Origin of the sequence: Streptomyces sp. NPDC051555, from assembly GCF_044454405.1 — a bacterium.
Lineage (GTDB): Bacteria > Actinomycetota > Actinomycetes > Streptomycetales > Streptomycetaceae > Streptomyces.
The window spans coordinates 1-11489 of the sequence record NZ_JBITDP010000062.1; the positions used below are offsets into that span (position 1 = coordinate 1).

Consider the following 11489-nt stretch of genomic DNA (forward strand, 5'->3'; position numbering starts at 1 on the left):
CCTCACGAAACTCAGACGTGTACGTCCGTTGCTTGGAACCCATGAACCCCAACATCCCCTGCAATCACGGACTCCACGCTACGAGGGGAGGGACATGTCCAAGATCATGGGGAAACTTCATAGAGAGCGATCTTCTCGCGCTCGATGAAGAGCTCGACCCACGTGCCGGCAACACCTTCGGGCAGCGGATCAGCAAGGTCCAGCAGGATCTGCGTGCCATCGAAGTCCAGCACGGCGGCCCCGTCCACGGTGAGGTCCAGCCGTCCGCGCAGGACAACGCAGTGCCCGCCAGGTCGCACTCCCGGTCCGACGCCGACGGCCGGTTTCGCGTTCCGTCCCCAGGCAATTTCCTCGTCCACCGTCCACTCGACGTGGTACTCGCCCGGCTCCGCGGTCTGGTCACCGCACCAACGGACCGCGGTCCCACCGAACGACGTCCGGATCTGGGCCAGCCAGGGGCTCCAGGGAAACTTTGCGACCTCCAGCTCGATCAGCATCGTTCGATCATGCAGCATCCGGATTGCTGCCGGAACCCGTGAAGTTTCGGCACTGCCTGGCACAGGTTCGCCGGAACGTGTGCGCTTTGCCGAAGGCCTTGTTCGAGGTCAGGATGATCGAGCCCTTCTCGTAGCGCTTGGAGATGACTTGGAAGACCAGGTTCGCCTCGGCCCGCTCGAGTGGCTGGTAGCCGACCTCATCGACCACGAGAACGGCGGGGCGGAGATAGCTGGTGAGCTTGTTCATCAGTCGGCCCTGGTCCTCGGCGGCTTTGAGGTGACGGACCATGTCGTCGAGGCTGGTGAAGTAGATCGAGTAGCCCGCCCGGCAAGCCGCGACCGCGAGAGCGACGGCGAGGTGGGTCTTGCCGACTCCCGGTGGCCCCAGCAGGGCGACGTTGGCCTTGTCCTCGACGAAGGCCAAGGTGGCCAGGTCTTTGACCTTGCGCGGTTCGAGTTCGGGCTGGAAGGAGAAGTCGTAGTCCTCGAGCGTCTTGTGATGCGGCAGCTTCGAGAGCCTGAGCCCGTTGCGGAAGCGGCGGTCGTCACGGACCGCGAGTTCTTCGGAGAGGACCAGGTCGAGCAGGTCGAGGTAGCCCATCTTCGCCTCGTCGGCCCGTTGGATGTAGTGGCTCAGGGCTTCGGCAAGGTGCGGCAGGCCGAGGCGTGCGGCGGTGGTGCGGATGCGGTTGCTGGTCAGCTCGCTCAACGGGCGTCCTTGGTCGGGAAGGGCGAATTGAAGGGCCGGGTGCCGGTCAGCTCGTCATAGACCGACAGCGGCCGCCGGCCGACCTCGACGTGGGCGGCTGCAGACCTGCTGAGAAGAGCCTGCAGCGGGCTGGCCTGCGAACCTGTCGGCTGGCTGCGGCGGGGAGAGGGCAGGCCATCACCGGTAGTGACGCGACGTCCGGCGCCGGTGGGCAGACCGGCCCAGTGACCCTCGTCGATGACACGAGCTCCGCGGCCGACCGCCCGCGAATGAATGGCCAGCAGCGTCATCCCATCGGGTCCGGGGACGGTGGAATGCAGGCTGACCTGGGATTTCGTGGCACGGACCTCGACCAGCTGGCGGGGGCGGACCTTGCGGGCGGGCACCGAATGGAGGTTTGCATCGAAGGCAACCAGGCAGTCCTTGCCGACGTGCCGCAGGTGCCGCTGGGCAACCACGTACGGAGTTTGCGGCAGCGGCCGCAAGGCTGTGTGATCGCGAGCGGCCCGGTGCCCGATGACCTCGCCGTGGGTGCCGTGGACCTTCGCCCGCCGCAACGGCACCCAGGCCGTGAAGGCGGCGTTCATCTCCTCGACCGAGGAGAAGGACCGGCCGGCCAGGACGTGGTCGCGGACGATGTTCACCTGACGCTCGACCCTGCCCTTGCCTTGCGGCCGGTAGGCCGCCAGCACGTCGATGTCGTAGTCGTAGTGGCCTGCGAATGCGACCGCTTCAGGATGCAGCGGGACCGCCTCGCCTGGGGCGACGTGCCGGCGCACGACCGTCTTGGTGCGGTCATAGGCGACGCTCAACGGCACCCCGGCGAAATGCGCGAACGCCTGGCGGTGGCAGTCGAAGAACGTCGCGAGATCCTGGCTGGTGGTGAAGCAGCAGAACGGATCACGCGAATACGACAGCGCCATGTGGAACGAGTAGACCTTCGGAATCCCGACATGAGCGAGGACCCTGCCCTCATCTCCCCAGTCCACCTGGGCCTGAGCACCCGGCACCACCTCGAAACGCCGGTACAGACCCGCCAGCTCGCCCGGGTTGATGCCCAACTCCTCCGCGATCCGCGGCCTGGCCTCCTGCAGATAGAGCTTCACCCGCTGATAGTTGATCGTGACCCCGTACTCCGCGACCAGGCGCTCGTGGATCACCGACCCCTTCAGGAGCACCTCGGACCTGAGCATCGCGTCGATCAGGGGCGCGATTTCGTCCACGACCCGGCGTGGAGGACGACCAGAGACCTCCCGCTTGGGCAGCTCCGCCGATGCCGGGCCCTTCAGATACTTGCTGACCGTCCGCCGGTTCAGCCCGGTCTCCTTTGCGACCTCCCGCATGCTCATCGCACCGGCCTCATACAATGGCCATCACCGGGGTCGGCAGGACATGATGAAACGGCAACGGAGCTCCTCAAGTACAAGCTGTCTTGGACGACTGCCTGTACCAACGAGCTCCGTTGCTCTGCGTCGGAAACCCTTCAACTGGCTTGCGTGACCTGCGGAAACGTTAACTACCCGGCCTTGGGTCAAGGCCCCTTCCGGACACACCCTTCGATGGTGACGGTACCTCCGGTGTAGGAGAGGCGTAACAGTCGAGTCAGGAAGTGGGGGAGCTGGTGCAGCCGCAGGTCCCCCTTGTGGGATTCGATAAGGCGCACGCCGGTAAGGAGGGCGCGCACTCCGGTCCGATCGCGGAAGGTGAGCTGAGATAGGACCAGGCATATCTGCCCGTAGACCCTGGTGGCGTGGTGAAGGGTGTCCTGGAGGTCTGGAGCGGTGGCGGAGCTCAATGCGCCGCTGACGGTCACTTCACAGCTGCCGGGTCCGCAACGCCGGACCGTGACTCGAAACGTGTCGTCCACTGCTGCCGCCCCCTTCGGGTAGGCCGGGTGTTTGTGATTCTCAGCAAACCCCGTCGACTGCGGAGTTGTCCACCACCCGTCGCCCCCTGACCTGCGACTCGGGGGGGGGGGGTGTCCAATCGACGGCTGATCTTGGTTGTTGAGGTTCAGCGAACCTCTTTCATCCTCGCTCTGCGGGGTGAAAGGGCAGGTCAGCGAAGTTGGTGGCGACATGACGAAGCCTCCGTCGTTGGTGTGGTGATCTCACTCATCACATCAGCGGCCGGAGGCTGCGTTGGTTCCGTATTCTGCCACGTTGGACGTCCCGCACGAGCTCGTTGAGCATGTCTCATGGCTGCTCCACGCCCGTCGGCGGGAGCTGAACTCTCGCTGGCGGCGATTGAGTTGTTTCAAGCAGGCGCCGCTCGCGCTGGCGCATCTACGGAAGAACGATACATTCGCGCAGGTGGGCATGGGGTTCGGGGTGTCCGAGGCGACGGCCTGGCGATACGTCGACGAGACCCTGGAGGTGCTCGCCGAGTGGGCGCCGGGGCTGCACGAAGCCCTCGTCGGCCTGGGTGAAGGAGACTTCGTCATCGTCGACGGAACCCTCATCGGCACCGACCGCATCAAGGCGGACGAGCCGTACTACTCGATGAAGCACCGCGGGCACGGGATGAACGTGCAGGTCATCGCCCGTCCCGACGGAACACCCCTGTGGTTTTCGAGGGCGTTGCCGGGCCGGACCCACGACCTGACCGCGGCCCGCGCCCACGGCATCGTCCAGGCCTGCCTGACCAGGCAGATCCTCGTCCTGGCCGACCGCGCGTACCAGGGAGCCGGCGCCACGGTCCGCACCCCCTACAAACACCACAGCATCCAGCCGGCCCACTACCAGCAGTTCAACCGCGACCACGCCCGCCTCCGAGCCCGCGGCGAACGCGCCTTCGCCCTCCTGAAATCATGGAAGATCCTCCGACAGGCATGATGCTCCACCAACCGCATCGGCACCATCGTAAAGGCCATCCACGGTCTTAAGACCTGGAAGGTCTTCCGCCGAGCCCGCTGCAGTCCGAACTGGCTCTCCCAAGCAGCCCGAGCCATCGCCACCCTGGAGAGCTACCGCTGAAAATCCTCAGTAGCTCCAGGCATCCGCCTACTCCATGCAAATCCAGTCCGACTGTCTCGGGGCAATTGCCAAGATTATCGCTCTGCGCTGCCGCGAACCCTGATGGAAATATGAGGGACACATTGCGGGGACCAGGGCCTCAGCTCATTGCGCCCGCCACCACACGCAGGGAGATTCCGGGACCGTGAAGAAAGAATGTTCTACTCCGGCTGGTAGCCCCCGACAGTGGGTCCACCGTGCGGCTCTCGCCTTGAAACGCTCCGCAGTACGAACGACCGTATTGATCAGCCGGGCCACGGGCGCCGCTCTGCATACCTGGCACTCGGTACGGACACGATGCGGCGCCAGTGTCAGCCAGGCCGCCGCCGACACCAAGGCCATGTGGAGGACCGGGGCATCCAGGGGCCGCCAGGTGACCGACAGACGGAGCCGCCCGGCACGGGCCAGCAGAGCATTGCCCGTCCACCCGGCCGCCCTCACTTGCGGCCCCGCGCCACTCGAACTCCCAGTACCACCAGCCCCCAGGCAGTTCCCCGCCACACCCCCGGCCACGATGCCGGACGCCGTCCGCACGGACGACGGAACCGGACAGCTCCCCGCCCCCTGCGCGGCATTCCGCAACCCCTACAGGCCGGGGCTCCCGGAGCTCCTGATGACAAGAACCGCGCAGAGCGGCGAACAACTCGTCCATCTGTACTCACCCGACGGCAGCCACTGGAACACGCAGATCGTCGCCACCGCACCCCTCACCCCGGTCAATCTGGTCACCACCTCATACCGAGGATCTGTACACGCCTACTGGACGGAGCTCCGAGGCAGGGTATGGCGCAGCCTGCTCACTCCCGACGGGTTCTCCCCGCCCACAGAACTGCGCTGGGCCGCAGACACACGAGTCCTGCAGAGCACCTACTACATGCACCCCGGCACCAGCGCGCCCGAGCCAGTCCTCTACGGCCTCAGCACCGACAGACACTCAGCCGGAACGGGCCTGTGGGTCCGCACACTGCACGGACGCCCCGACCGCTACATCCTTCCTGGCCACTACGCCCTCACCGAACACGACAGGGCCACCGGCATCAAACTGTCCATGACCGGCCGCCGGTCCTGGGTCCTGGACACCACCCACAACGGATTCCTGCGGCGATGGGACGGCACGGCAGGCTGTGCTGTGTCCGGTGGCCTCACCTACATCATGGCGCAAGTCCCCGCGTCACGGGTCATCGGAACGTGCAGCCCCGCCCATCTGCACTGCCCCACCCCGCTGTTCCTCTCCGACGGCCGCCTCTACCTGTGGCATCCGCAACTAGGCCCCGTCCCCTGCACGACCATCAGTGACCGCGTGACGGACGCCGCAGCCGTAGAACGGACGGACGGACAGTCCCTGGTATTCCTCTCGAACGCGGACGGCCGCCTGTCCGTGACGCGGCAGCTCTCCGTGCAACCGCTCGACCCGAAGTGGGGATACTCCCGGATCATCGCACGAGACCTCCCTGCCGCAGGCAGGCAGCTGGTCGCGCTGACCCACCCGAACCAGGTACCCGCACTGTTCACCGTTGGCACGGACGAGATCTCCCTCTTCGTACCCTCAGCGATCCTGCCGGGCAGGCCCTACAGCGAAGTCAGGACCTCGTGGACCAGAAAGGTGGTTCCGGCCGGCGCCCTGGTCGCGAGCGGACTGATCACCCCGCACGTCGCCTGAGCACGACAGTACCCGGCTCAGAGCACGCCCCGCAGGCCGCCCTGCACAGGAGGCAGCGATGATTCCCGCACCACGTGAACCGATCGACCTGTACCCGGTACTTGACGGAAACCCTGCCTGGGAAGACATCCGGCCAGCCTCCCCGAGCCGGCTCTGGCTCCTCGCCCAAGCCGCGTCGTTCTGGCTGTTTGTCTCCCGGCTGCGGCCCCAGCGCCCGCAGAGACCGCCGCATTCCTGGCCTGGCCGGCAGCGCAGAGGACTGGGCACGGTACAGAGACTGGTCGGCCGTCTCATACACCAGTTGTGCGCAGCCGCCAGGCACAGGGTTGACCGAATATCCGGATCGCTTCGTCAAGGAGATGGATGAATGGACAGCAACGCGGTATCCGAAGACACCGAAGGTGACACCGCCAACGGTAAGGGTGCCGGAGAGGTATGGGACAGCGACTGGCGCCGCCGCGCACGGTGCGTCGGCCAGACCGATCTCTTCTTCGCCACCACCAGCGCCGTCTCGCGTGCGCAGGCCGTAGCCGTGTGCGCCGCGTGCACCGTGCAGACGGAATGCCTCGCTGTCGCCCTCGATTCGCGGGCGACGCACGGGATATTCGCCGGGACGACCCCTCAATGGCGCAACGAACTCCTGCAGCGGCGACCGGCCGTGCCTTCCTGGCGGGACCTCCTGCTGCGAGCCCGCGCCGAGTACCGACGGCGCCACCGCACCCCGCACACAGCCGCGTGTGCGCTGTCCCCGGTGAACTGAACGCGCTTGGGAAACGGGGGCGAGTGGCGCAACAGGCTGACGCAGCGGACTTAAAATCCGCCGCCCGTAAGGGTATGTGGGTTCGAATCCCACCTCGCTCACTCCACACCCGCCCCACGGCTGCCACCACGGGGCCGGCTGAGAACGGGAGCAGAAAGATGCAACAGGCCCAAACCCCACCACTGGACCGTGTCCCTCCACGGCGCAGTGGCCGCAGTGGTCTTCACGTTCCCGCGCTCACCCTGGGTCTCGGACGGGGCCCGCACCGGCCGGTCCGCGATCTCCGGACGCTGGTGAGGGCCGCCATGGACCTAGGCGTCAGCTCCTTCGATGTCACCTCGCCCTCACACGATCGCGACAGCCTGTTCGAAGAGGCCGGCCAGGCATTCCAACCGTGGGGAAGGCGGCGCGCGGAACTGGTGCTCTCCGCCCGGATCGGCCAGGGCACTTATCCGCGGGCGCTACGGGGATACGGGTCCCGCCAGCAGATCATGTCCGGCCTCGACACCCTCCTCCAGCGCTCCTCACTGACCTACCTCGACGTGCTGTACGTCCACCGCAATGACCCGGGCACACCCTTGGAGGAGACCGTCAGCGCTCTGGCCGACGTGGTGCGGCAAGGCAAAGCCCTCTACGCAGGACTGTCGGCGGTATCCCCGGCCCTGCTCGTGCAGGCGCACACCCTCATGACGGAGTACGACGCACCCGCAGCGAGCTGTCAGGTCTCCTACTCCCTGATGGACCGATGGGCGGAGAGGACCGTGCTGAGCACGTGCCGCGAACAACAAGTGGGGGTCGTAGCCTGCGCCCCTCTGGCCCACGGCGCGCTGAGTCCCACTGGACAGGGTTCCTCACCCAGACGACATGCCCTACTCAGAGCCCTCACGTACATCGCGGCCTCACGCGGCCAGAGCGTCGAGCAACTGGCACTGAGCTGGGCCCTGCACGACTCCCGCGTCACCTCGGCCCTTGTATCCACATCCGACCCCGGCCACCTCGGCGAACTGCACAAAGCCACGTGCAGAACCGCCTTCACCCCCACAGAACTGGCCGCCATCGACGCGTGCTGCCCGCCCCCGGCACCCCACAGCGCGACACACCCCTTAAGGGAGGAACCGCAGTGAGAGAGGTCCTGATGCCCGCCCCCACCGTTACCTACCCGCCCTTCCCCGGCAGGATCCTGTTCGGCCCCGGCTGCACAAACACCTGGGTCCTGCTCGTCCGGCTACGACTGATCGTCCTGGGCTACTCGGACGAGACCGCGCCCCGCCACCTCGAACGCGACCGGGGGCTGCTGAGGTCCCAGCTCTGGGATGACCGCTTGCGCGAGGAGTACACCCGCTTCCAACTCGACCTTGGGCTCCGCGGCGAGCACGCCCACGGGTATCCGACCCCCGCCACCTGGCCAATGCTGTGGGCGCCGCCGCAGTAGCCGGGACAGGCGCCCTCTCGCCGAACCGCTCACACGAGACGGACAGCCGCACGCCCCTACCGACCGTGCCCGCCAGAGGCACGGCACGAATCACGAGGGAGAACACGACATGAGACGGCGCGCCCGAAAGCTACGCAGGAAACCGCGGCAACCCGGCTGCCCGTCACGCCTGAGCAGCCTCTTCCACAGCACATCGGGGCAGCGGAACGGATGGGCGAAGTGGCTGCCCCCGACACGCGGTCACGCGAGGGGCTACAAAAGCCCCCTGCCGCAGCCGGCCCTGGAGCCGCCCCCCGCCAGGCTCGCGCTTACCTCCTCCGCCAGGCGGCCAAGCGACCTTGTAGTGCGCCCGCACTACCCGGTCCTGGCGGTCCGGCCGAACCCCGCCACCCGGCGAGGCTCACTGCTGGCAGCCCTGGGGCTGGGCATCCTCCTCGGCCTCGCGTCCGTCGCCTCCGCGCTCAACGCCACGCAAACGGAAGCACCCCAGTCCACAGCCACCCAGACTCTCCCTCCCCAGCGCCCGGCGGCGGTGCACACCGCACCGAAGCCTGATGCGGTGCATCAGGCCCGAGCCCCCGCGAGCGCCGCCTCCCCGCACCCGCCCGAGACAGGCTGTGACTCCCTCACACGGCTCGTCTCCGACGCCTTCGGCGAACGGCAGAAGGACATCTCCTTGGCCGTAACGGACCTGAGGACGGGACAGACACTCGCGCACGGCCAAGGCAGCTATGAAACAGCGAGCATCGTCAAGATCGACATCGCGGCCACCCTCTTCCTCCACGCCGCACGAACGGGCCGCCAGGTCACGCAGACGGAACTCGACTCCACCACACTCATGATCGAAAAGAGCAGCAACGCTGCCGCCACCAGGCTCTGGAGAGCCGTCGGCGGCAGCAACGGAGTGAACAGCGCAAACCACGATCTCGGCCTGACCCGCAGCACAGCAGGCCCGGCCGGCTACTGGGGGCTCACCCGGACCGACGCACTCGACCAACTACAGCTGCTACGGCAGGTCTTCGGAACCGGCTCCGCACTGCAACCGGCCGCACGCTCCGCGATCCGGGCCCGCATGGAAGCCGTCGACCCCGGCCAACGCTGGGGTATCACAGCGGCAGGCACCAACCCCGCCCTCAAGAACGGGTGGATGCAGCGCACAGACACCGGGCGGTGGAACATCAACAGCATCGGCCGGATCTCGTACGCGGGCGGAACGTATCTCATCGCGGTGCTCACCAAGGACAACCCCACCAAGGAGGACGGGATCAAGGTGGTGGAGGCAGCCGCCACCTCCGCCGTACGGGCCATTGCCGCTCCCGGATGCCGTGGCCCCGGGTGAACCAGCAGATCCCCACCCCCACCTATCACAGACATCTGAGGCGATTGGAACATCCGTGACCAGCCAGTGCACCGTCTGCAGTGACTCAATATCCGCCGGGACCAGCTGCCCGTCCTGCCTGGCCGGACTAGCTCAGGCCCTCGGGGAATTCCCTATGCTCTACGTCCAGCTGCACAGCTTCAGCACACCACGAGAGCAGCCGCATGCGAAGTTACTGGGCGACCGCAAAGAGTGGAAATACCGCAGGCCACCCGCAGCCCTGCGGCTGAACGTCCTGTCTCAGGCAGACCGTTGCGTCCAGGTCGTCTACGACTGGGGGCTCCGCTCGGTGCCCCTGGCAGTCCCCCGGCAGTCCGTACGCCCAGGATTCATGCTCCAACGCCTCTGCCGGGCCCTGGCCAAGGACATTCCCGGAGCACTGCGCACGTGCGACGAAGGACAGAAGGCCGCCGCGGTACGCAGCACGTACCTGGCGTGCAGGGCTCGGATAGCCGGCGAGGGACGCAAGCCGACCGTCACCCGACAGCCCTGCCCCGTGTGCGATCTGAGGGCACTCGCGTCATCGGATGACGGGCACCTCATCTGCAGATCCTGCGGCGAATCGGTTCCCGCCCTTCCGCCCGACGACGAGCAACGGCGCTAACTCAGGAGGTCACGTGATGACTATCGTTCCCCCCCGGCTGCGACTCCTCACAGCCAAAGAAGCCGCAGAACTGCTCGGGGTATCGCCAGCCTGTATCCGCCAGTGGGTGGCACGGGGCCACCTCACGCCGACTGCCACCTACCAGAAGAGCGGGGTCCGGCTCTACCGGGAAGATCACGTGCTGGAAGCGGAGCGGGCCAGAAGGGCAGCGCGGCGAAGCAAGGGCGCACAGCGCTCCACATGACCAGCCCGCCTCCGGCCCGGTTCCGTGCGACCGGCCAACTTGTCGAGAGAAAGGGAACGGGTATGGCGACCAACCACCGAGGCCGCACCGCGACCACCACGGTACGCCGGGCTCCCGCCACCTCGCACCGCGCACACCTCCTGTTCCGTCGGCTCGCAGAAGACGACGCGGCTGATCGGGCCTCGGTGCGTGACGAACTGATCATCATGCACCTACCGTTGGTCAGATGTGTCGCCTACCGCCGCAGCCGCCCGCCGGAGCACGACGTGGAAGAGCTGTGCCAGACGGGTGCGATCGGACTGATAAAAGCCGTAGACCGGTTCGACTATCGGCTGAAGACACCCTTCGCCGCGTTTGCCCTCGTCTACATCGACGGTGAGATCAAGCGGTTCTTCCGGGACACTGCCTGGGCAGCGCACGTACCGCGCACCGTGAAGGACCGGGCCGTGGCGGTTACCCGGACGGCCCGGCAGCTGACCGCATCGCTCGACCACGAAGCCACGGCCGAGGAGATAGCTCACGAGCTGGGCCTCAGGAGAGAGGAGGTCGTGCAGGCCGTGGCCGCTACGCGGGCGTGGCAGGCGAGGCCACTCGACCCGCCCTCTCCCCGGGCGGGCACCGGATTCGACAAGCCTGACCCGGCGGCGGCAGCCGCCTACGACTCGGTGGACAACTCCCAGCTAGTGGCACACGCCACCGGTCGGCTCTCTCCGAGAGAGCGGCAGGTGATTGACCTGAGGTTTCGGCAGGAAATGTCCCAGGACCAGATAGGCATCCTCCTGGGGGTGACTCAGCCCCAGGTGTCCAGAATGCTTTCGCGTAGCCTCCGCAAGATGCGTGAGTCCCTCGAATAATCCCGGATGCCGGCCCGACAGTTCCACATCGCGTGTCTCTTTGGGGCCTTGACCCAAGGCCGGGTAGTTAACGTTTCCGCTGGTCACGCAAGGGGTGTTGGGTCCAGGGTCTGTAAAGTTTTCGGTGTAGCTGGGTTGGTTTGTAGGCTCAGATTCGGTTGTGGGTGAGGCGTCCGTCGAAGGCGATGTCGAAGGCCTGGAGGGCTCGCTTCCAGCGGGTGGTCCAGCGTTTGCGGCCGGCTCCGGTCGGGTCGAGGGACATCACCGCGAGGTAGACGCACTTCAGAGCGGCGTGCTCGGAGGGGAAGTGGCCGCGGGCCCTGACCGCCCGGCGGAT

The 11489-nt window shown here is 66.8% G+C and carries 10 protein-coding genes, 1 tRNA gene and 3 pseudogenes; 9 read left to right on the top strand and 5 right to left on the bottom strand.

Features of this window, described 5'->3' with window-relative positions; all coding sequences use genetic code 11:
• Positions 1–104 precede the first annotated feature (104 nt).
• The 4 genes and pseudogenes from ACIBEA_RS43470 to ACIBEA_RS43485 form a co-directional block, all read right to left on the bottom strand.
• Positions 105–497: a hypothetical protein gene (locus ACIBEA_RS43470; RefSeq protein ID WP_399269924.1), complete on the bottom strand. Its 393-nt coding sequence runs from the start codon at positions 495–497 to the stop codon at positions 105–107.
• A gap of 85 nt (positions 498–582) precedes the next feature.
• Positions 583–1206 (bottom strand): annotated as a pseudogene (gene istB, locus ACIBEA_RS43475) (IS21-like element helper ATPase IstB); the annotation flags it as partial.
• The gene (gene istA / locus ACIBEA_RS43480) at positions 1203–2573 is read right to left on the bottom strand and encodes an IS21 family transposase (protein ID WP_399269926.1); all 1371 of its coding nucleotides are present in this window, start codon (positions 2571–2573) and stop codon (positions 1203–1205) included. The gene istA and the pseudogene istB, both read right to left, overlap by 4 nt.
• 164 nt (positions 2574–2737) lie before the next feature.
• Positions 2738–3286 (bottom strand): STAS domain-containing protein, encoded by a 549-nt coding sequence (locus tag ACIBEA_RS43485; protein WP_399269928.1) that lies wholly within the window; start codon positions 3284–3286, stop codon positions 2738–2740.
• A gap of 21 nt (positions 3287–3307) precedes the next feature.
• Between ACIBEA_RS43485 and ACIBEA_RS43490 the strand changes: the two are divergent.
• The 9 genes and pseudogenes from ACIBEA_RS43490 to ACIBEA_RS43530 all read left to right on the top strand — a co-directional run.
• Positions 3308–4037 (top strand): annotated as a pseudogene (locus ACIBEA_RS43490) (transposase family protein); the annotation flags it as partial.
• Between the two features lie 796 nt (positions 4038–4833).
• Positions 4834–5880: a hypothetical protein gene (locus tag ACIBEA_RS43495; protein WP_399269930.1), complete on the top strand. Its 1047-nt coding sequence runs from the start codon at positions 4834–4836 to the stop codon at positions 5878–5880.
• A gap of 367 nt (positions 5881–6247) precedes the next feature.
• Entirely contained in the window at positions 6248–6640 is a 393-nt protein-coding gene (locus tag ACIBEA_RS43500) for a WhiB family transcriptional regulator (RefSeq protein ID WP_399269932.1), read from the top strand.
• A gap of 17 nt (positions 6641–6657) precedes the next feature.
• Positions 6658–6741: transfer RNA gene (locus ACIBEA_RS43505), tRNA-Leu, on the top strand.
• A 57-nt stretch (positions 6742–6798) separates the two neighbouring features.
• Entirely contained in the window at positions 6799–7764 is a 966-nt protein-coding gene (locus tag ACIBEA_RS43510) for an aldo/keto reductase (RefSeq protein WP_399269934.1), read from the top strand.
• Entirely contained in the window at positions 7761–8072 is a 312-nt protein-coding gene (locus ACIBEA_RS43515; RefSeq protein WP_399269936.1) for a hypothetical protein, read from the top strand. Before ACIBEA_RS43510 ends, ACIBEA_RS43515 begins: the two co-directional genes overlap by 4 nt.
• Positions 8073–8631: 559 nt before the next feature.
• Positions 8632–9411 carry a serine hydrolase gene (locus ACIBEA_RS43520; protein WP_399269938.1) on the top strand — a complete coding sequence of 260 codons (780 nt, stop codon included), beginning with the start codon at positions 8632–8634 and terminating at the stop codon, positions 9409–9411.
• 659 nt (positions 9412–10070) lie between these two features.
• Positions 10071–10298: a helix-turn-helix domain-containing protein gene (locus ACIBEA_RS43525; RefSeq protein ID WP_399269940.1), complete on the top strand. Its 228-nt coding sequence runs from the start codon at positions 10071–10073 to the stop codon at positions 10296–10298.
• A gap of 62 nt (positions 10299–10360) precedes the next feature.
• Positions 10361–11152 carry a sigma-70 family RNA polymerase sigma factor gene (locus ACIBEA_RS43530; RefSeq protein ID WP_399269942.1) on the top strand — a complete coding sequence of 264 codons (792 nt, stop codon included), beginning with the start codon at positions 10361–10363 and terminating at the stop codon, positions 11150–11152.
• A gap of 148 nt (positions 11153–11300) precedes the next feature.
• Here the strand turns inward: ACIBEA_RS43530 and ACIBEA_RS43535 are convergent.
• Positions 11301–11489, bottom strand: a pseudogene (locus ACIBEA_RS43535) (IS256 family transposase); the annotation flags it as partial.

What these genes read in the sequence shown, in the direction of transcription:
- ACIBEA_RS43525 (WP_399269940.1), top strand. Translation starts at nt 10,071, where the DNA reads ATGACTATCGTTCCCCCCCGGCTGCGACTCCTCACAGCCAAAGAAGCC.
- ACIBEA_RS43500 (WP_399269932.1), top strand. Translation starts at nt 6,248, where the DNA reads ATGGACAGCAACGCGGTATCCGAAGACACCGAAGGTGACACCGCCAAC.
- ACIBEA_RS43495 (WP_399269930.1), top strand. Translation starts at nt 4,834, where the DNA reads ATGACAAGAACCGCGCAGAGCGGCGAACAACTCGTCCATCTGTACTCA.
- ACIBEA_RS43485 (WP_399269928.1), bottom strand. Translation starts at nt 3,286, where the DNA reads ATGTCGCCACCAACTTCGCTGACCTGCCCTTTCACCCCGCAGAGCGAG.
- ACIBEA_RS43510 (WP_399269934.1), top strand. Translation starts at nt 6,799, where the DNA reads ATGCAACAGGCCCAAACCCCACCACTGGACCGTGTCCCTCCACGGCGC.
- ACIBEA_RS43470 (WP_399269924.1), bottom strand. Translation starts at nt 497, where the DNA reads ATGCTGATCGAGCTGGAGGTCGCAAAGTTTCCCTGGAGCCCCTGGCTG.
- ACIBEA_RS43530 (WP_399269942.1), top strand. Translation starts at nt 10,361, where the DNA reads ATGGCGACCAACCACCGAGGCCGCACCGCGACCACCACGGTACGCCGG.